This is a genomic window from Thalassospira sp. (genome assembly GCF_030690045.1).
Lineage (GTDB): Bacteria > Pseudomonadota > Alphaproteobacteria > Rhodospirillales > Thalassospiraceae > Thalassospira.
Genome location: NZ_JAUYHK010000011.1, coordinates 533,618 through 554,662, shown reverse-complemented (window position 1 = coordinate 554,662; position 21,045 = coordinate 533,618). Strand labels below are relative to the sequence as shown.

17 protein-coding genes are annotated in these 21,045 nt (G+C 54.6%); 15 read left to right on the top strand and 2 right to left on the bottom strand.

Features of this window, described 5'->3' with window-relative positions:
- The first annotated feature begins 49 nt into the window (after positions 1 to 49).
- Positions 50 to 517 (top strand): Lrp/AsnC family transcriptional regulator, encoded by a 468-nt coding sequence (locus Q8O73_RS08520; RefSeq protein ID WP_305557534.1) that lies wholly within the window; start codon positions 50 to 52, stop codon positions 515 to 517.
- On the opposite strand, the gene Q8O73_RS08515 is transcribed toward Q8O73_RS08520, so the two are convergent.
- Positions 514 to 1,707 carry a glycosyltransferase family 4 protein gene (locus tag Q8O73_RS08515; protein ID WP_305557531.1) on the bottom strand — a complete coding sequence of 398 codons (1,194 nt, stop codon included), beginning with the start codon at positions 1,705 to 1,707 and terminating at the stop codon, positions 514 to 516. The two genes, Q8O73_RS08520 and Q8O73_RS08515, sit on opposite strands and share 4 nt — an antisense overlap.
- The gene (locus Q8O73_RS08510; protein WP_305557528.1) at positions 1,704 to 2,204 is read right to left on the bottom strand and encodes a MarR family winged helix-turn-helix transcriptional regulator; all 501 of its coding nucleotides are present in this window, start codon (positions 2,202 to 2,204) and stop codon (positions 1,704 to 1,706) included. The genes Q8O73_RS08515 and Q8O73_RS08510 overlap by 4 nt, the downstream gene beginning before the upstream one ends.
- Positions 2,205 to 2,532: 328 nt before the next feature.
- On the opposite strand from Q8O73_RS08510, the gene Q8O73_RS08505 reads away from it, so the two are divergent.
- The 14 genes from Q8O73_RS08505 (at position 2,533) to Q8O73_RS08440 (ending at position 21,044) form a co-directional block, all read left to right on the top strand.
- Positions 2,533 to 4,317, top strand: coding sequence for a type I secretion system permease/ATPase (locus Q8O73_RS08505; protein WP_305557524.1), 1,785 nt, complete (start codon positions 2,533 to 2,535; stop codon positions 4,315 to 4,317).
- On the top strand, positions 4,314 to 5,696 hold the full coding sequence (locus tag Q8O73_RS08500; protein ID WP_305557521.1) for an HlyD family type I secretion periplasmic adaptor subunit: 1,383 nt from the start codon (positions 4,314 to 4,316) through the stop codon (positions 5,694 to 5,696). Before Q8O73_RS08505 ends, Q8O73_RS08500 begins: the two co-directional genes overlap by 4 nt.
- 351 nt (positions 5,697 to 6,047) lie before the next feature.
- The gene (locus Q8O73_RS08495) at positions 6,048 to 6,842 is read left to right on the top strand and encodes a calcium-binding protein (protein WP_305557519.1); all 795 of its coding nucleotides are present in this window, start codon (positions 6,048 to 6,050) and stop codon (positions 6,840 to 6,842) included.
- A 150-nt stretch (positions 6,843 to 6,992) separates the two neighbouring features.
- Positions 6,993 to 9,152 carry a glycosyltransferase gene (locus Q8O73_RS08490; RefSeq protein ID WP_305557518.1) on the top strand — a complete coding sequence of 720 codons (2,160 nt, stop codon included), beginning with the start codon at positions 6,993 to 6,995 and terminating at the stop codon, positions 9,150 to 9,152.
- Entirely contained in the window at positions 9,149 to 10,006 is an 858-nt protein-coding gene (locus tag Q8O73_RS08485; RefSeq protein WP_305557516.1) for a class I SAM-dependent methyltransferase, read from the top strand. Before Q8O73_RS08490 ends, Q8O73_RS08485 begins: the two co-directional genes overlap by 4 nt.
- A complete protein-coding gene (locus Q8O73_RS08480; protein ID WP_305557513.1) occupies positions 10,003 to 11,268 on the top strand; it encodes a glycosyltransferase family 4 protein in 1,266 nt (421 codons plus the stop codon). Before Q8O73_RS08485 ends, Q8O73_RS08480 begins: the two co-directional genes overlap by 4 nt.
- Positions 11,269 to 11,283: 15 nt before the next feature.
- Positions 11,284 to 12,054, top strand: a complete 771-nt coding sequence (locus Q8O73_RS08475) for a hypothetical protein (protein ID WP_305557510.1) — start codon at positions 11,284 to 11,286, stop codon at positions 12,052 to 12,054.
- Positions 12,055 to 12,064: 10 nt separating this feature from the next.
- The gene (locus tag Q8O73_RS08470; protein ID WP_305557507.1) at positions 12,065 to 12,973 is read left to right on the top strand and encodes a sugar nucleotide-binding protein; all 909 of its coding nucleotides are present in this window, start codon (positions 12,065 to 12,067) and stop codon (positions 12,971 to 12,973) included.
- Positions 12,970 to 13,950, top strand: a complete 981-nt coding sequence (rfbA, locus tag Q8O73_RS08465) for a glucose-1-phosphate thymidylyltransferase RfbA (protein WP_305557504.1) — start codon at positions 12,970 to 12,972, stop codon at positions 13,948 to 13,950. The genes Q8O73_RS08470 and rfbA overlap by 4 nt, the downstream gene beginning before the upstream one ends.
- Positions 13,947 to 16,139: a hypothetical protein gene (locus Q8O73_RS08460; protein WP_305557501.1), complete on the top strand. Its 2,193-nt coding sequence runs from the start codon at positions 13,947 to 13,949 to the stop codon at positions 16,137 to 16,139. Before rfbA ends, Q8O73_RS08460 begins: the two co-directional genes overlap by 4 nt.
- The gene (locus Q8O73_RS08455; RefSeq protein WP_305557498.1) at positions 16,126 to 17,448 is read left to right on the top strand and encodes a glycosyltransferase family 4 protein; all 1,323 of its coding nucleotides are present in this window, start codon (positions 16,126 to 16,128) and stop codon (positions 17,446 to 17,448) included. The genes Q8O73_RS08460 and Q8O73_RS08455 overlap by 14 nt, the downstream gene beginning before the upstream one ends.
- A gap of 43 nt (positions 17,449 to 17,491) precedes the next feature.
- Positions 17,492 to 18,679, top strand: coding sequence for a polysaccharide pyruvyl transferase family protein (locus Q8O73_RS08450; RefSeq protein WP_305557495.1), 1,188 nt, complete (start codon positions 17,492 to 17,494; stop codon positions 18,677 to 18,679).
- Positions 18,680 to 18,763: 84 nt separating this feature from the next.
- Complete coding sequence (gene galE, locus Q8O73_RS08445) at positions 18,764 to 19,759, top strand: UDP-glucose 4-epimerase GalE (protein WP_305557492.1); 996 nt, start codon at positions 18,764 to 18,766, stop codon at positions 19,757 to 19,759.
- A gap of 79 nt (positions 19,760 to 19,838) precedes the next feature.
- On the top strand, positions 19,839 to 21,044 hold the full coding sequence (locus tag Q8O73_RS08440) for a polysaccharide pyruvyl transferase family protein (protein WP_305557490.1): 1,206 nt from the start codon (positions 19,839 to 19,841) through the stop codon (positions 21,042 to 21,044).
- Position 21,045 lies beyond the last annotated feature (1 nt).

The window sequence follows — 21,045 nt, the reverse complement described above, 5'->3', positions numbered from 1 at the left end:
CGTAATATATGCAGGAAAAATGCGTATAATCTAAAAGCAGGATGGAATCATGCATGATGCCAGATTGGATGATACAGACCGCCGGATTTTACGGGTGATGCAACGTGACGCCCGGATCAGCCATGTTGAATTGTCCGAGGCCATCAATCTGTCCGCCAGCCAGTGCCAGCGCCGGTTAAAGCGGCTGGAAGACCTGGGCGTGATTGATCGTTATGTCGCCTTGCTGGATGAGGAAAAGGCCGGGTTCGGGGTGATGGCCTTTGTCAATATCACGCTGGACAAACATGGTGAAAATCCTGCCCGTGCCTTTAATGAGGCGATTGGCCGATATCCGGCAATTCTGGAATGCTGGGCAGTAACCGGCGAGGCTGATTATGTCCTGCGGGTAGTGGCACAGGATTTAAAATCATTTTCCGGGTTTTTGATGCATGATTTGCTGGGCCTGTCGATGGTGGCCAGTGTTAAATCCAACATCCTGCTGGAAAAGGAAAAATTCACAACGGCCCTGCCGGTTTAGGTTTTGCACAGCCGTTCCAGCAATGCGGTTTGCCGGTCCAGACAATGCGAGAGGGCAAAATTTTCAACAATCGTTCGTCGGGCGGCCTTGCGGATGTCGATAAAACGGTCAGGCATATCTACGGCCTCAATCATCTGTTCAGTCAGATGTTCGGTATCGGCAAACTCGGTCAAAAGGCCGTTTTTGCCAGACCGGATGATCTCTTCGACCGGGGGGGTTTGTGATCCGATCACCAGTGCGCCACATGCCATTGCCTCCAGAACCGACCATGACAGCACAAACGGATATGTCAGATAGACATGCGCCCGGCTGATTTGGAACAGTCGGACCAGTTGATCATGCGGAATTTGCCCCAGAAAAATGATCCGTGCCGGATCGATACCGGTTTCCGTCATCATGACTTCGCGCCACGGGCGACCATCGGGGGCGGGTGTGCCGTAACTGACACCATCCCCCCCGGCAATGACAAACAACATATCGGGGTGCCGGGTGGCGGCCAGTGCGGCGGCGCGCATGAATTCCGGGAAACCGCGATAAGGTTCCAGATCGCGAGCGACATAGGTGATTACGGGTGTCTCGCGTGTCAACACCCGGCCATCGGGCAGGGGCAGCCGTGCTGTATCGTCCGGGCGGCAGCGATGTACGTCAATACCATCATGGCAAACACCAATGCGCGGTTGATAGGCAGCAGGATAAGCCGATTTTTGCCAGCGGGTCGGGCTGATCCCGGCATCAAGCTGATCAAGGGTCAGAAGCTGCCCGGCATTGCGCAACCGAAGATGTGTTCGTTTTGACAAGGGGATAGCTGCATCGGTAGCAAAGCCGACATCGCGGCCCTCGGCGTGATAATAATGTTCGCAATATCCGAGCAACGGCGTTGTCGGCAGGACATCGCGGATAAACATCATGCTGCCCCAGCCGATATGGCCAAAAACGATATGCGGTGCGCCTTCCTGTGTGACGAGGTTTTCCAGCGTGGTTGCGGCGTTCATGCCGACCGCACTGTGATATTCCGGGATTTGCGTTGCAGGCAGGACCGGGGCCGTTCGGTGTCGCAAGACGCGCACGCCGGGCAATTTGACATTCATCGTTTCGCATAGAAAGGATACCTGCCATCCGGTATTCGCCAGATGGCAGGCTAGATGTACAAATTGTCCCGGTCCACGACGATGGACAAAGACAATTTTCATCGGCGGTCGCGAGTGTCTTGCATCATTGCGGTTTCCGGCATTGGTATACCGCCGTAGCGCAATGTCAGGGTCCAGAATTCCTCCAGACGCCTGAGGGTACGAAGCGCAGTTTCCATTTCCTCTTCTGATTCGCGGCCATTTGACATGGCCTGATGGTACTCCTTGTGGAATTCCTGCAAGGAACGACACAGATCATGACCTTTTTCCGCCAGTTTGATTTTTGCCGACCGCCGGTCACGGGCAAGAACATGGCGTTCGATATAACCGGATTCTTCAAGTTGCTTCAGGTTATAGGATGCATTCGACCCCATGTAATGACCGCGATCCAGAAGATCGCGGACAGAAAGTTCGTCATTTCCGATGGTGAACAGTAAAGCCACCTGTGCGGGGCTGATATCGTCTTTGCCGAGTCGAATAAGATCCACACGCAAAAGGTCGGAAAACCGACGGTAGATCCGTTCGACTGTATTGGCGAGTTCAAGATGCGTTACGGTCATGACATTTGATCCGTTATCTGGTCCCAAAAGAGAGTGGCCTTCCCTGTCTGTGCAGGAAATTTGCCATTCATGATGAGAAGGATAACAGGGCATTGACCGTAAATGAATTTTACCAACAACCCATTCTCCTTCTGCAAATTTGCTCGTAATTTTGAAGTATTTTTGTTTTGTTTTGTAATTTTATATACTTCAAAATTTTATTTTTTATTTTGTCTAACCAAGAACATTAGATCGACATATTTGAGTTTATTTTACAGTCTCGTAGTTTCACGATTATGTGAGCAGATTACGGAAAAACTATGACTTTTTTCAAATTGGATGAAATTGCATGCATTTTCCCCGGAAAAGCGCGCCAAGTGCGTCCGTAGGTTCCACAGGTAATACTGTTCTGGATGCCCCGACATTGATCCGCGAAGTCCGGTTCACCTTTATTCGGGGGTTGACCTGGGCCGGTGTCCTCAGCGGTTTTATCAATGTTCTGCAACTGACTGTTCCCTTGTTCATGTTGCAGGTGCATGATCGCGTTATCAACAGTCAAAGCCTTGATACGCTTTCTCTTTTGCTGGTCATCGCTCTTGGGGCCATCATCCTGTATGGCATTCTGGATTTTATTCGCGCCATCACTTTTCAGGCGATGGCAAAATCGTTATTGCGACGGTTAAACCTGCCTGCGATTTCGGCAGCGATGAGTGTGGCGCTTGAAAAAGGATCGGTTCAGGGTACGCAGGTTTTACGTGATCTGAGCGATATACGCGGTTTTATCAATGGCAATACGGTTGCGGCTCCGTTGGAGGCAATGTGGGCTCCGATTTTCCTTGGCGTGATGTTCGCCCTCCATCCCTATTACGGTCTGGCCGGAACGGTGGCGGTAATCGTTCTGATAGGGCTTAGCCTGCTGGCTGATTTGCTGGTGCGGCGGGTAACCAAGGAAGCCAATGACGCCAATCTGAAAAATATTGGTGAAATCGGCGCGACAGTGTCCCATGCCGAGGCGATTGAGGCGATGGGCATGATGCCGGCTCTTGCGATGCGGTGGCGGTCGGCACAGCAACATGCCAGTGATGTTCTGGATATCGGCAATGCCCGCAGCAAGGGCATGTTTTCCCTGTCGCGTTCGGTCCGCTATGCCATGCAGGTCGGCGTGCTGGCGATGGGGGCGTGGCTGGTGATTCGGGGGGAAACAACGCCGGGGGCGATGATTGGTGGCACCGTGATCATGGGGCGGCTGTTGTTACCATTTGACAATGTGACGCGCGACTGGCGCGGATGGGTGGCGGCATTATCGTCGTGGAACCGGATTCGCGGTATTCTGGAAGAACGCCAATCCGAACGCGAAATTGAACCGACACCACGATCCGAAGGGGCGCTGGTGGTTGATAACCTGGTTTATGCTGTTCCCGGATCGAATGTGCCAGTCCTGAAGGGCATTTCATTTGAATTGAATCCGGGGGAAATCCTTGGCGTTGTCGGGCCGTCGGCGGCGGGTAAATCCACTTTGTCGCGTATTCTGGTCGGGGCGGCTAAACCGACGGCGGGCGGCGTGTTTCTGAACGGTCACAATACCTATTTGTGGGAACGGGGATCGTTTGGCGACATGGTTGGCTATTTGCCGCAATCGGTGTCGCTGTTGAACGGGACGATCCGCGACAATATCGCCCGTATGCGCGCTGGTGATCCGCGTCAGGTGATCGAGGCGGCCCGCGCCGCCGGTGTGCATGAAATGATTGGCCGTTTGCCGTTGGGCTATGACACTCCGATTGGCGGCAGTCGTCATACCCTGTCAGGTGGCCAGAAACAGCGCATTGCGTTGGCGCGCGCTCTTTATGGTTGGCCACGGTTTCTGGTGCTGGATGAACCTAATGCCAATCTGGATGCCGAGGGCGAGGCATCGTTGATCCGGGCGGTCAACCGTGCCGCCGATGACGGGGCGATGGTGGTTCTGATTGCCCACCGGCAAAGCATCATGCGCTTTGCACACAAGCTGTTGGTGTTGCAGGACGGACGGATCAAGCAATTTGGCGAACGGACTGATGTGGTGCGCAACATTGCCGAAAGCGAGGCGGATATGAAACGTTTGACCGATGCAGGTAAAATGTCCGGAGGTGCAGCATGAGTCGCGTAATCAATCTGGATGAATCCGGAAAAATGATTCCGCCAGGTGAACCGCAACTGGTCTGGCACCGGGTTCTGGCCGAGGAACGTCTGGCGTCTCGGCAAAGTTTGCGCGGGCCATTAATCGCCGGGATTTCGGTTATTCTGTTTGGTTTTGGCGGCTTTTTGGCGTGGGGCTTTACCGCCGAACTTGACAGTGCTGCGGTATCGTCCGGGTCGGTGATTGTCGATTCCCGTAAAAAAGTCGTCAATCATTATGAGGGTGGTATCCTGAAAGCCCTGTTGGTCGAAGAAGGCGAGCGGGTTGAAACCGGGCAGCCTTTGATGTTGCTGGATGGTACCAGACGTGAGTCGGAACTGGAACAATTGCGCGGAGAACTTCATGGGCAACAGGCGCGTCTTGCCCGGTTGCGGGCCGAACAGAACGGACTGGATGAAATTGCCTTTCCGGCTGTATTGGTGGGGGGCAATCAGGAATTCACCATGGATGTTCTGGCCGATGAACGCCGCCTGTTTATGAAGCGTCGCGAAGTTTATAATGCCAAGCAGAATGCGCAATCCAAACAGATCGAACAATTTGCTGCTGAGGCGCGGGCCCTTGATTCCCAGATTACGGCGCGAACCCGTCAGGAAAAAATGGTGGCCGAACAACTTGAAGGTATTCGCAGCCTTGCGACCAAGGGGTTTGCCACCCGCACCCAGTTGGTGGAGGTTGAAAATAACTGGAGCGACCTTGTTGGTGACATTGGTGAATTCAGGGCGCAACGCGCCGCCGCCGAACAACAAATGGCAGCTGCTGAAATCGAACTGGCGTCGATTGAAATGGAATGGCAAAGCGATATTGCCACCAATATTCAGGAGGCCCAGCTTGCCATCAATGACGTAACGCAGCGCATTCGCGCCAGCGAGGATGTCCTTAAACGTCTTGATGTACGTGCCCCGCAGGCCGGTATTGTCAGTAATATCCAGATCAGGACGCCGGGCGGGGTGATCAGCCCGGCCGAACCCTTGATGGATATTATTCCGGAAAATGAACCGATGGTGATCGAGGCGATGATCAATCGCCGCGATATTGATGCAGTTTATGTCGGGGCAAAGTCCACCGTGCGTTTGACGGCTTATAATCACCGGCGGCTTTCGCCGCTGCCTGCTGAAATCATTTATGTCGATGCCGATCAGACCGTCGATGAGCAGCGCGACAATTCCTATTATATTGTCCGGGCGCGGATTGATCCGGTTGAACTGGCAAAACATCCTGATGTTGCAATGCGGCCGGGGATGCCAGCCGACCTTCTGGTTCTTAACCGCCCGCGGACGGCAATTGATTATCTTTTGGACCCGATCACGCAGAGCATGGAGCGTGCTTTCCGCGAGGATTAGGGGCTTTTATTCAAAACAACAAGGCCGGTTTGATCTTGAGGCTGCAGGTTTCTCGCCTGCAGCCTTGTTTTTAAGTAAATGATAAAATAATTCTAAATTAGAAATAAACAAAAAATACAAATAACTAAAACAAAAACTAGTTAATGGTAAAATAAACAAACAAATAATAATGCAGTGCACAATATTGACACAATAATACCTTGATAATATCTTCCTATGATCGGAGAAAAAAATATAGGGTTGCTGTGTGGCCGGTTCAAGGTGGCCCGCTAGCTGCCTTGAGGGAACGGCCAGCCTCTGCGGGACAACAGTCCCGTACTGTCAATTACATGGGACACGAAGGAGGATTTCATGGCAACTCTCGAAGGCGGTGCCTTTGATGACACCCTGCTGGGATCGCGTTTTAGTGACGTGATTTTTGGACGCGGCGGTGACGACACAATTTTCGGACAGGGCGGTGACGATCTGTTGTTTGGTGAAGAGGGTAACGATGCCCTGTTTGGCGGCGGCGGTGATGATGCCCTGTTCGGTGGTGATGGGGATGATCTGTTGTTCGGGGGCTCCGGCGACGACATCCTGATGGGCGATGCTGGCAACGATATGCTGTTCGGTGGTTCCGGCGCAGATGTCCTGTATGGCGGCACCGGTTCGGACCTGCTTTCGGGCGGTGCTGGTGATGATGTTGTCGACGGCGGTGCCGGGGATGACATGCTTTTGGGTGGTGGCGGCGATGACGTCATGCTTGGGGGCGCTGGCGACGACGTTATGCTTGGCGGATCGGGTGATGACCTGATGCTGGGCGGTGACGGCGATGATATCATGCTGGGCGGCAGTGGTGACGATGTCATCAATGGTGGCGCCGGGGATGACATCATGATGGGTGGGTCTGGCAGTGATACCTTTGTCTTCACCGGTGGTGGTGGCAATGATGTCATTCTGGATTTCACTGTTGGTGAAGACATGCTCTCCATAACCCGGGGTATCAATGATACCGACATTGCATCTTCGGATGATGTGGCGGCCCGGGCGACACAGGTGGGGGCGAATACGGTCATTGATCTTGGTAATGGTGACAGTGTCACGCTCACCAATGTCAATGCCGATGATGTCCAGGACAACCCGGACAGCTTCTTTACCGTTCAGTAAGGCAACAGGGACCGTCCGCAACCTTGCTGTTGCGGACGGTTCCCCTTGTTTTCCATGTGAGTGACACGCCCCATGCTTGATCTTGCCTCATCCGATATGAGGCAGACGGACGGTAATTCACCGCACGTTTGCCTTCTCAATCCGGAAATCATGATTTTGGTCTGGAACATGCCGACCCGGTTATGGGCCGTTCCAAAACTTGAATCCGCCAATGGCGAAGCAGTTTCGCCCCAAGCCACCTTGCGGTTGCCGCTGGGTAGCGGCGGTACGCGGTTATTGCGCCTGATTTCCCGCCCCAAAGACGCCCCCCTGTCCTTGCTTGCCGAGGCAGGTACGCTGGGTCGCAAGGAAGAAATCAGCATCGATCCCGACGGCGATTACGACATGATCGATGCGTCGATGTTGATGGATGATGTGACGCCTGCCGGGCGTCTTGCTTTGTTATCGGCGATGTTTGGTGCATGGGGCAGTATGTTTCGCGCCCGCCGCAGCCGCAGCTATGCCCAGCTTTTGAACCGTCTGGTTGCCCGCATCGTGGATGAACCACAACGGGCCAAGGCCGTGGCGCGGCTGTCCGATCAGCAGATACTGATTGCAGCGGGAATGCCGGTGGCCTTTGGCGAGATCGAGGCAGTTTTTATTGTGTCGGCATTCGGATATCGTCGATTGCCAATGGAACCACATGGCGGGCGGGAAGCCCCGCAGGGGCAGAAACAAACCTGGTTTATAACCGAACGCGATGGCACGGAAAACGGGGCTTATCTTGTGGTGACCGGTAACCGGTCGCTGGCGATCCGTCACCTTGCAGCAACGCCGGTTTTGCCGTCGCTGTCACGATGGTGGCAGGCGCGCGGGCAATCGGATGCCGATTTACGAGAATACATCATTGCCGCACTGGCCCGCACTGATACCAAGTCGCGCAAGGCCGCCCTTGAATTTCAGTTGCGCTGCCCGTTATCGGCACAGCGCGTGAGCGGCGGCGGCGGTTTGCCCAGCGGTGAAATTGATCTTGCCGTTACCACGGCACGCGGCACCTTGATTGGCGGGTGGTATCGCGATCCCGTCGAAATGATTGCCGGAATTGATATCCTGGACAGTAACGGAACGGCACATGCGTTTGAGGGCGGTTTTTATCGTTATCCCGGTACAGTCGTTGAAGAAGACCGGACATCGTCCGCCACCGGGTTTGTCGGTTTCAGCACCGAAATTTGCAGTCAGGTGCCGGTCTTGCAGCCGCGCAGCATCATGCGGCTGACATCAGGTAACCGCCATTTGATGATACCAACCGCCCAGCCCGCCGACCCGGCCGAAGCACGGGCGCGGATTTTGCGGGCGGTGCCGCCGCAACATCTGAACGACGATATCATCGAACATTGCCTTGCCCCGATCCTTGGCGATTTGCAGAAAAAACTTTTGCATATGACTGGCAAACCACAAGTGATCGAAATTGGCACCCCGCATCGGGACCCGGCGGTGTCGATTGTGGTGCCGTTGTATCGTGTTCTGGATTTTCTGCGGGCTCAGGTAGGGGCATTTGCCTGCGATCCGCAAATCGTCCAGTCGTCCGAGATTATTTATGTTCTGGATTCCCCGGAACAGGCCGAAACGGTTGAACATTTGTTGCGCGGGTTGAACCTTTTATATGGTCTTCCGATCCGGCTGGTGATTATGGCGCGCAATGGCGGTTATGCCCGCGCCTGTAATGCCGGGGCAGGGATTGCCCGCGCCGATTTGCTGGCAATGATCAATTCCGATGTCATTCCCCATCAGACCGGTTGGCTTGCGAAAATGGTCGAGCGGATGGGCGGCCCCGATGACGTTGCCGCCGTTGGCCCGAAATTGTTGTTCGAGGACGGGTCCTTGCAGCATGCCGGTATGTATTTTGCCCGTAATGCCCGTGGACAGTGGTTGAACCATCATTATTTCAAGGGCATGCCTGAACAGTTTGCCGATGCCAATATCGAACGTTCCGTTCCCGGCATCACCGGTGCCTGCATGTTACTGCATCGCGGTGTGTTTGAGGAAGTCGGCGGTTTTACCGAGGATTATGTGATTGGCGATTACGAGGACAGTGATCTGTGCCTGAAAATCCGGGCGGCTGATTTCGACATCAAATATGTCCCGGATGCGACCCTGTATCACTTTGAACGCAAATCGATTTCCACCCACAGTGATTATATGCGCGGTGTGGCGACGCAATATAACGCCTGGTTGCATGCGACACGCTGGCGCGAGGTGATGGAAGACATCGCGGCCAATGGCTTGCCGCAAAACCGCAACATTCCCGATGTTCGGGGGGATGCGGCATGAATCAGGTCCTGTCAATTTCCGGCCATCGCCCGACCGTGCAAAGGCCGGATATTCCGGTTGATGAACATCATCTTGAATGGCTGTGCACGCAGATTGTCGCCAACCGGTTTTTGCCGGTGCCGCCCGAAGAAGCGGTTTTTGTCGGCGATGGCGATTACCGGGCGATCGGTGCTGAATTTCTGAGCCATTTTGTGCGGATGGGCGGATTGCAACCGCATCATGATGTGCTGGATATCGGTTGCGGGATTGGCCGGATGGCTGTGCCGCTGACGCAATATCTGGATGCCGGGCAGGCGCATTACGAAGGTTTTGATCCGGTCGCGGGGGGCGTCAAATGGTGTTCACATGCCATTTCACGGGTCTATCCCAATTTCCGGTTCCAGACGTTTGATGTACGCAACGCCCTGTATAATCCGCAAGGTGCGATTGATGAAGACGGGTTCCGTCTGCCGTTTGACGAAGGCGCGTTTGATTTTGCCGCAATGGTATCGGTCGCGACCCATCTGCCCCCGCGTGAAATTGAACTTTATTGCGCCGAAATTTCCCGGGTACTTCGCCCCGGCGGGCGGTTGTTCCTGACGGCCTTTATCATCGGTGATGCCACCGAACTGTCCGATCCGAAATGCGATCAGCGGTTGCGCGGGCTTGTCCCGGTCAAGGACCAGCCATGTTGGTATCTGGAGGGGGAGAATCCGATGGCCGCCGTGGGTTTTGATGATGGTTTCATTGATGGTGCGATCAAGGCGGCGGGGTTGGCCCTGCGCAAGAAAAGTTTCGGGTCGTGGCGCGGACATGAATCCGACCATTACCAGGATGTTCTGATTGCCGAAAAACCACGGAAGGAGGCAGCATGAACCCGCGTATTCTGGTGATTGCCCATAACCATCCCGATTTACATCCCGGCGGGACTGAAATTTTTGCTCATGATCTGTTTGGGGCCTATAAACGTGCCGGATGTGAGGCGCTGTTTGTCGGGGCAACCAACGATATTCATCGCACCCGCCGTCCTGGTACGAGTTTTCAGGCGGCGAACGATGCCGGGGATGAAATCCTGTTTTGGGCTGGGCATTTTGACCGGTTCAACATGTCGCAGACCGATCTTTATGCCGTGGCTCCGGATTTTGCCGAACTTCTGGAAAATTTCCGACCCGATATCGTGCATATCCATCATCTGGTGTTGTTTGGCATTGAATTGCCGATGTTGATCCGGCGTGTCTTGCCGGACTGCAAGATCGTCATGACCTTGCATGATTATTATGCGATCTGCCCCAATGACGGATTGATGATCCATCGCGAAACAAGACAACGTTATTTGCAGGCCGATAAAATCGGCAATAAATGTGGGCTTGAAGGCATTGCGCCGGACCGTTTTGCCATGCGAGCGATCAATATTCGCAACCATTTGTGCGCCGTTGATTTGTTCTTGTCGCCCAGCGCGTTTTTGCGGGACCGTTATATTGACTGGGGCATTGATGCCCGCCGCATTGAAGTCATGCATAACGGTCGCCCAAAGGTGGTTTCACCGGCTCCGAAACGCGACAATCTGGGAGGAATGCCCAATGTGTTTGGTTATTTCGGCAATCTTAATCCGTGGAAGGGTGCCGATATCCTGCTGGAATCGTGCAAAAGCCTGATTGCCGACGGGTTTGACTTTGAATTGCGCATTCATGGTGCTGCCCCGTTCCAGACGGCAGCCTTCAACGAACGGATCGACCGCCTGTTTGACGAAACGCGCAGCCATGTTGTGCGTGTCGGGTCATATGACCGTTCTGAAATCCCCGATCTGATGGCGGCGGTGGATTGGGTGGTTGCCCCGTCGATCTGGTGGGAAAACGCCCCGCTGGTCATTCAGGAAGCCTTCCAGCATGGCCGCCCGGTGATCACCAGCGGCATTGGCGGCATGGCCGAAATGGTTCGTGACGGGCAGGACGGATTGCATGTCCGACCCGATGATCCGGGCGAACTGGCCCGTGTGATGCGCGATTGTGCCACCAACCCCAAACTTTGGAAAAAATTGGCGGGGAATGTGCGCCCGCCTGCCGACATTGAGGATGTCGCACAGAACCATCTTTCGCGTTTTCGCAACCTGATCCGCCCCGACTTTGTCGCGGCCTGATCCAAGGAGGCAGTTATGGCGATAGCAGAAAAACAGGCCGTGAAAGTTTCGACAAAACCGGCAGCCAAAGAGGTCGCGGTCAAAGAAGCCCCCACGTTGGAAGGCAGGGTTGACGCCATTGATCAGGAACGTCTGTTTGGCTGGGTCTGGTGTCCGCAACGGGCCGAAGAACGGATTGAGGTTGTGATCCGGCTAAACGGTCATCGCCTGATGACGGTGAAAGCCGACAACGAGCGAATTGACCTGCGTCGGAACGGTATTGGCGATGGTGGTTATGCCTTTGAGGCGCAATTGCCCGAAGCAGCTCTGGCGTCGGTTGACAATCTGACGGTGGTGGCGATGACGCCGGAAACCGGGACCGAAGTGGTGCTGCGCATTCCATCGCAAAGCGAACAGGTGGCGCAATCGGCGATGACGGCCCCGCTGAGCAAGATTCTGGATCGGCTCGATCGGTTGCTGGCGGCGCAACATATTCTGCAAAACGGGCAACGCGAAGCCGCCAAACGCCTGATTGATGCTTCCAAACGCATGGATGAACTGGCATCGGCCGATGACGGGATCGAAGCCGGAGTGCGGTTGGTGCGCAATGGTCAGGAAGAACTGGCCAGTCGCGTCGGGGAATTGGAAGTATTTCTGATGCGGTTCGACAAATCGTTGGGCGGGTTTGATGAACGCCTGTCAGTACTGACCGAACGCCATCGTAATGATCTGAAAACGCCGTTGCTGTTGCTGGCGGTAATGGTTGGGTTGATTGCGGGAATCGGTCTTGGCGCGATGGTGTGGTGAGGGAAATATCATGGAAATGACTCCGAATATTACAACCACACCCGATTATGTGCTGTTACTGGGCGCAAGTGGTCGTCTTGGTCAGGAATGTGCGGCTTTGATGCAGGATGCCGGAATTGCCTTACAGACACCGTCGCGTCTGGAAACGACGATTGAAAATCTGGCAGACCTGCTGGCGGCGCGGCCACCGGCGATGATTGTCAATGCGGCGGCCTTTACCGATGTCGATGCCGCGGAAAGTCACCGGACGGTGGCGGCCCGGATCAATGCCGATCTTCCGGCGGCTTTGGCCAAAATGGCAAATATGCTTGATATCCGTCTTATTCACATTTCGACCGATTTTGTATTTTCCGGTCAGGCCGATAGCCCGTATCGCGAAGATGATGAAACCGGCCCGATCAACTGGTACGGCACGACAAAACGCGATGGCGAACGTGCCGTGATGATGATGGATCATCGGGCCATTATCCTGCGTACCGCATGGTTGCATGGCAACCGGCGCCCCTGCTTTATTCAGGCGATTGCCCAGCGGCTGGGCAATGGTGAAATGGTCGAAGCCATTGCGGATCGTTATGGTTCACCCACATCGGCGGCGGCCCTTGCCGGGCAGATAGTCACCCTGTGCCAGCGCGTTCTGGCCGGGGATGATATTCCTTCCGGAATTTTTCATGCCAGCGGTGTGGGCGCTGCCAGTCCCTTTGATATTGCGTTGGAAATTGCCGGGTTGATGGGGGTGGATCGCAATCTGGTGGTGCCGGTCAGTGCCTCTGACCGGCAGGAACGCGCCCTGCGCCCGGATTTTTGCGCCCTTGATTGCCAGAAAATGACCGATTTTCTGGGGTTGCGCTGTCAGCCGTGGCAGGCCGGTGTCGCCCATACCGTTTTGCAATCGAATATCAACGTGCGGAGGGTGGCATGAAGGGCATTATCCTTGCCGGAGGGACCGGCAGTCGTCTTTGGCCGATTACCCACGCCACCAGCAAACAATTGCTGCCGGTCTGGGATAAACCCATGGTGTTTTACCCCCTGACCACCCTGATGCTGGCAGGCATTCGCGATATTCTGATCATTACCGCCCGTGGACAGATGGATGCTTTTGTTGGCTTGCTGGGTGATGGTAGCCAGTTTGGCATCCGGATTTCCTATGTCGAGCAGCCAAATCCTAATGGCATTGCCGAGGCCCTGCTGATCGGGCGGGAATTTCTGGCAGGCGAACCTTGTGCCCTGATTCTTGGCGATAATCTGTTTCATGGTGACAATCTGGGGGAACGCCTGAAAATAGCGGCGGCCCGCCCGAAGGGTGCCACGGTATTTGTCCATGCAGTGCGGGACCCCGAACGTTATGGCGTGATGGCCTTTGACGGTCAGGGAGTGCCGCTTGATATCGTCGAAAAACCGGCCCATCCGCCGTCGAACCTTGCCGTTACGGGACTTTATTTTCTCGATGCGTCAGCCCCGGACCGGGTGGCGGATTTGCAGCCTTCCGCACGGGGCGAACTGGAAATCACGGATCTGAACCGGTCCTATCTGGATGACGGGTTGTTGCATGTTGAAATGCTGGGTCGGGGTTGTGCGTGGCTTGATACCGGAACCCCCGCCAGTTTGCTTCAGGCGGCGCAATTTGTACATTCGGTCGAAGAACGACAGGGGCTGAAAATCGGCAGTCCCGAAGAAACCGCCTTTCGGTTGGGCTGGATTGACGGGGCGTCTTTGACTCGCAGTGCTGGGTTCTGCGCCAACAGCGAATATGGCCGTTATCTGGGTGACATGGCGCGCATGGCAGCACGATCTGCCCCCGATGCGTCGAATTCGGAAACCGGGCGCAGCTTTGGCCTTGTCGCACCGACCCACATTTTTTTCAGATCGGAACAACTTAAAAAGGAGGGTCGGGCATGAATGAGCCGTCTGGAATGCCGCTGGATGGCAAAAAAGTCATGGCAGCACTGGTTGATGAGGAAATGGCGCTGATGGCCGGTGTCGGCAATGCGCTTCCGGCGACCATTGACGTATTCCTGAATGGCGATACCGAATCCCGTGTTCAGGCGTCTGTCATCAGCTGGCGGCGGGCCGATGGCCCGGCCGATGTGGCATATGGCTTTGTCGCCCTGTTGCCGATGAAGGAATTGCCGGGCGGGCGTTTGAAAAATGTTGTTTTCCGCCGCCCGGGCCATCCTGTTGAATATGGGATCGAAAGCCGGTCACAGGGGCTGGAATCCATCCTGTCGGCAGTGGCTGAACAATCGGGATCTGCATTTCCAACGGTGATTGACGGCGTGATCGAGGCCTTGCTGGCGGGGAAAACCACGGCCAAACGGTTGCGCATGGTTTCCGCCCTGATCCGGATTGCCTCACACAGCAACGGATTTATCGAAGTTCTGGGCGGTCTGGAAGAAGGCGAGCTTTATATTCAGGGTTGGTCAGGCAATTTTCCGTTCGGACAGGTAAGGGTGATTGCGGTCGAAGACAGCCCGGTTTTGGCCGAACTGACCAGTGCGGAATTTCAGCGAGATGATCTTGGCGAAAATGCATCGGGTGTGGTTGGTTTGTTGACGGCGGAACGCTCGATTAATCCGGCCAAATTGCAGCGCGTTTATTTTCGGTCACGCGATGGTTGGTTTTCGATAGAGGTGTATCAGCAACGTGTTCTGGTGGCACCGCGTGATGTGCCGGCGCATATCCGGTCGGTTCTGGGTCGTGTGAAGGCACCTGATACGGTTATGGAGCAGTTCCGTCTGGCAGCCCATCGTTTTGACGGGCGCGATACGGTGTCTGATCTGGACCGCCCTGTGCGGGTCGGGATCGATTTTTCACTGGTGATCGAAGGAAGCGGCGTTCTGATTTCCGGCTGGATGCTGGATCCGGATCGGTGTGTTGGTGCGATCAATTTGCGGGTTGGCAGTTTGTCCGAACGGATTGATAATTGCTGGACCCGGCAATCGCGCCCCGATGTGACCGAGGCCTTTTTGGGCGATGCAATGTTTGCCGGTATGAACCCGGCCCGCAACAGTCACGGTTTTTTGGTGTTTTGTGCCTTGCCGGAAACACCGCCGTCCGATCTGCCGGTCTATCTGGAATTTGATATTGCGAGCGCATTCCCGGCCTATTGCCCCCTGACCCCGACACGGGCATCGGCCAGGCAGGCCTTGTCACGTGTGTTGCCGTCGCTGGACCCACGATCTGTGGCGGCATCCAGCAGCATCGAACGGCAATTCGGGCCGATGTTGCAGCATATGGAAGCCCAAAGCCCCTATGCCATTGATATCCATGACATCGGTGATTTCGATGAAGATGCGCCGGTGACGATTGTTGTCGGCGTTGATGAAACGATTACCGATATCGGTGTCACCATTGCCTTGTTGGGACTGGATGAAGATACCCGTCATCTGCCCATCGTCATTGCCGGTCCAGTGGAAAGTTTTGATCAGGTTGGTAGCGACATGTTACGGCTGGCCGCCTTTTACAAACTCAATGTCCGTTTTGTCTTTGCCGAAGGGGTGGAGGATTTCTGCGATGCTTTGGAAGTCGGTGTCAACGCCACCAATTCCGAGGCCGTCGCCCTGATGTCGGTGCATATCCTGCCGCGCGATACCGGCTGGTTCACGCCGCTGTTTGCGGCTTTTCGCAAGCGCGGTGGCAAAAGTATCGTTTGCCCGACCATTCTGTTTGAAGATGATTCCGTGCGCTGGGCCGGAACATGGATCGAAGATGACGGAAACGGTCAATATCTGGCGGACCGTTATGTCGGTTATCCGCGTGCCGTTCTGTCCGATGCCGAACCGACCGAAGTCAGTGCCGGAACGGTTGAATGTTGCATTATGCCCCGCAGCGCCTTCATGGCAGTAGGCGGTTTTACGCGGGGGTATATCGGCCCGGCAGAGAAGGGGCTTGATCTTGCGCTCAAGCTGCGCATGGCCGGGACACCATCCTGGTGGCTTCCGGAAGTTGAAATACTGGGTAGCGAGCAATCCATAACATCCGCACCCGTTTGGGAGGAACTCTCGCATCGTCTGGACCGGTGGGCGTTTGATCGCCGCTGGTCTCTGGTCGTCTCAAATTTGCGGAGCCACAATCATGCCATCGACTGATTTGCGCGTCCTGGTCATATCGCACGCACATCCCAGCCTGTCACTGGGCGGTGCCGAAGTGGCCTCCTATAACCTGCATAAAGGGTTGAACGAAATCGACGGTGTCGAAAGTTTCTATCTGGCGCGAGTCGGCCATCCGGTGCCCCGTCACGGCGCATCAGCTTTGATGAGCCTGCGTCAGAAAGATAACGAAATTCTCTATCATTCGGAAAACTATGATCATTTTATGCTGTCAAACCGCAATACCGATGAAATAGACCGCGATCTGTTGCGTTTTGTTCGCGATTATAATCCCGATGTTGTTCATTTTCACCATATTCTGGGTCTGGGCCTTGAAACCATCTATGCGGTGCGCGAAGCCTTGCCGGATGCTGCGATTTTCTTCACCTTCCACGAGTTTTTGACGATTTGTCACAATCACGGACAGATGGTCAAAAGTGGCGGGGCGAAACTGTGCAACCGCGCATCGCCAATTGAATGCAATGGCTGTTTCGCCGGGATTTCCCCAGCCGCCTTCCTGCGTCGTGAACGGTTCATCAAGGCAATGCTGGAACTGGCCGATCATTATGTGTCGCCCAGCACTTTTCTGGCGGATCGTTTCATTGATTGGGGTCTTGATGCCGACAAGATATCGGTGATCGAAAATGGTCTTGATATCAAGGAACGTGCCGAAATCCGCCCACTGGGCAAGTCGCAGCAACGGCGGTCGCGTTTTGCCTATTTCGGGCAAATGACGATGTTCAAAGGGGCCGACATCCTTCTGGATGCGGTGGGACGTGTGCCGGAAAAAATCTGGGGCGAGGATGCCCGCATGATGATTTTCGGTGGCAATCTTGATCGCCAACCCCTTGAGTATCAGGAAAAAGTCAATGATTTGATCGAAAAGGCAGGAGACCGCGTGCGGTTTTACGGTGCCTACCAAAACAGCGAAATGCCTCGCCTGATGAAACTTGTCGATTGGACGATCATCCCGTCGATCTGGTGGGAAAATTCGCCAATCGTCATTCAGGAGGCCTTCTTTCATGGTCGCCCGATGATTTGCAGCAATATCGGCGGTATGGCGGAAAAAATCCGCGATGGCGTTGATGGCGTGCATTTTCGTGTCGGCAGTGCCGAAGACCTTGCTGACCGGCTGGTCGAAGCCCTGACTGACAACAGTTTGTGGGACCGGATGCGTGAGGGTATCCGAACGCCGCCGACCTACATGGATTGCGCAAATCAGCATCTTGCGCAGTACCGGGAGGTTCTGGAATCCCGCCCGCTGGCTGCTTCGCCAGCCCCGCATCATTCCGTGGCAAGCACGGCCTGATGGTTAACCAAACCCCGGCCCTACCAAAGTAAGGAGAAAGAGAATGGCGCGTGTCCTCGTAATGATCCCTTCGGGAGAAGTCTACGATCACGACTGTGTCCGCTGGTACAACTATCAGGATATTCAGCGAAGCATCGATCACTATCACAACATTGGTGACGCCTTTGTTTTTGATTCTTCGCTTAAACTTTTGAATTTTGACAAGCTTGGCGTGTTGCCGATTGCCGAGCCGAAAATGGAAGACATCGACCGCCTGCGCGAGGAATATGATTATGTCTTTCTGCGGGGATCGAACTATATCCATTCTCACATGGACTGGCGCAATACCATTGCGGTGCTTAAGCGTTTGAATCTTCCGGTTTTGGGATTTGGCATCGGCGCACAGGCCCCGGTCAAGGGCAAGCTGGAATTATCCGATCAGACCAAAACAGTGTTGCGAATGATGGCCGATTCAACTCCGTCCATTGGGGTGCGGGGTGCTTATACCGCACAGGTTTTGTGGGATATCGGCATTACCAATGTGCGGATTATCGGCTGTCCGACGGCGTTTCGCGCCAATAATCCCGATATGCGGATCAATCTTCCGGCACTTGATCAGGTTAAAAATGTTGGCGTTACCCTGCGCCGTGAGGTTTCACCGGCCTATGCGCAGGATATCAAACGCTATCTAACCTTCCATCGCGATCTGGTCAAGGAACTGGCCGGTCGTTTTGACGTCACCTTGATGGCGCAGGGCGAGCCGGAAGAAAAGAAACTGGTTTTTGGTTCCAACGCCCAGAAAGAAGAGGCAATGGCCTCGCTCAAGAACAATGACTGGGTCAAGAACTGGTATCTTGATGACACGATGGAAAAACTCTATCGCGAGAAGATGTTCTATTCCGATGTGGTATCGGATTACGAAGATCTGGTGCGGACCAAGGATTGCGTTCTGGGCTATCGCCTGCATGGCAATCTGATGGCGTTGTCCAATGGGGTGCCGTCAATCTATTTCACCTACGACAGCCGCACTGTCGAATTTGCCGAGACCTATCAGATCCCCAGCTATGACGTCTTTTCACAAAAAGACTTTGTGCTGGAGGATTACTGGGACCAGTCCCTGTTCGACAAATTCAATCGCGCCTGGTTCCAGACCTATCGTGAAATGCAGACCTTTCTGAGTGAAAACAACATCGACCACAAAATGGTTGATGTCATGGCCCGGCCGGGAAATCCCGTGCGCAAGGTCGCCTGATCTGAAAACCGGCGGTGCTGTCGCCATTCGGCGACGGCACCTTATTGCCGCCCCGATCACGGGGCGATTACAGGAGGCTACAAAATGACTGTACTTGTAACAGGCGGGGCTGGTTATATCGGCAGCCATACGGCACTGGCGTTGCTCGACACCGGGCGGGATGTGGTGATCCTTGATAATCTCAGCCAGGGGCATCGCTGGTCGGTGCCGGTCGGGGCGGCCTTTGTCGAGGGTGATTGTGGCGATTATGACCTGGTGATGAAAATCATCCATGATCATGATGTGACTGCGATCCTGCATTTTGCCGGATCAATCGTTGTGCCGGAATCCGTGGTTTATCCGCTGGATTATTATTACAACAACACGGTTAATTCCCGTGCCTTGGCGCAGGCCGCCGTGGATTCCGGGATCAAACATTTCATCTTTTCCTCGACCGCCGGGGTGTATGGCGAACCTGAAAAAACTCCGATCCTTGAGGATTTTCCGTCCAAGCCGATTTCGCCCTATGGCACGTCGAAAATGATGACGGAAAAGATGTTGCAGGATGCGTCGGTCGCCCATGACCTGAATTATATCGCCCTGCGTTATTTCAATGTTGCCGGGGCCGATCCCCAGGGACGGTCAGGGCAGACATCGCGCAAGGCCACCCATCTGATCAAAATTGCCAGTCAGGCGGCGACCGGCGGGCGCGGCCATCTTGAAATTTACGGCGAGGATTACCCGACGCCCGATGGCACGTGTGTCCGCGATTACATTCATGTCAGCGATTTGGCGAATGCCCATCTTTTGGCACTGGAATATCTGGAAAAGGGTGGCGAAAGCGATGTGATCAATTGCGGTTACGGACGCGGATTTTCGGTCCGCGAGGTCATTGATGCGGTCAAACGGGTTTCGGGTATTGATTTCCCGGTCAAACTGGCCGAACGCCGCCCCGGCGACCCGGCCGCTCTGATTGCCGGTGCGGATCGCATCCGCGCCAAACTGGCATGGAAGCCGCAATATGATGATCTTGATACCATCGTGCGTCACGCGCTGGACTGGGAAGAAAGTCTGAAAACCCGACAGGTCGATGCGGCCTGATTGCGGCCTGGATTTTGACGAGCAAACCCGTGGCCCGCAATGCTGAAAACAGCACAAGCCCACAGCAGGAGACCAGATCATGAGCGAAACTTCGCAAGCCAATGGCCGCAAACCGCATATCGGGGTTCTGATGCCGGCAGGCAAGGTGATCAACCACGATCATGTGGTGACCCATACCTTTAATGATCCGCAAAAAGCGACACAGCTTTTCACCAATATCGGCGATTGCTTTGTTTATGAATCATCGCTGCGTATTCTCGATTATGCCGAACTGTTTCCGATCTATGCCCCGGCGACCGGTGATCTGACGGAAAAGCAGGTCGATAAGATCAATACGCTTGATTACATCTTTTTACGCGGTTCCAACTACATCAATACCAACGGCCAGTGGGACCCGATTACGCGGGTTCTGGAAAAAACCAAGGTCCCGGTGATCGCCTTTGGCATTGGCGTGCAGGTGCCTGACAATTCCGAGGAATATGTCAACGAGTCAACCAAACGGTTCCTGCAAGTGGTGGCCGACCGGTCAGTCACGTTGGGGGTTCGCGGGGAATTGTCGCGCACGGCGCTGAAATCAATCGGGATTAACAATGTTCGCGTCTTTGGCTGTCCGACCATGTTCCGCCATTGCAAACCATCGCTGAACCTCAAACGGGTTTCGGCGGGGGACATCAAAAATCTGGGCTTTACCTTGCGGCGCAAGACCTATGGTTTCGCCACCCTGCAACGTTACATGCTGCGGACTTTGGCGGATCGCTATAACACCGAAATCCTGTGTGCGGGCGAACTGGAAGAAAAAACCATCTTCTATGCCAATCGCAAACAGATCCCGGATTCCGAAAAAGCCATGGCCGGTGCGGTCAAGGCGCTGGTCGAGGATAAATGGATTTACGGTGCCGAGGACCCGTTGCTGAAACTGTATCTGTCGTCACTCAGTGTCTTTGAAACCGTGCAGGATTTCGAGGAGGCCGAACAGAAACTTGATGCGGTGACCGGGTTCCGTCTGCACGGCAATCTGTTGGCGCTGGCCAATGAGATCCCCGCACTTTACGTCACGTACGACACCCGCACCCGGGAATTTGTCAAAACCTTGGGTATTCCGTTTGTCGATGGCCGCCATATGGATCGTTTCTCATTTGAAGAAGCATGGGATAGCGCGGATTTCGATCATTTCGAGAAAACCTATATCCGCCGGTTTGGCGAATTGAAGGCGTTTCTTGAGGAGAACAGCATGGCACATCGTCTTGGTGGCGACCCGACCCCAAACCTGATCAAGGCGGCGTGAC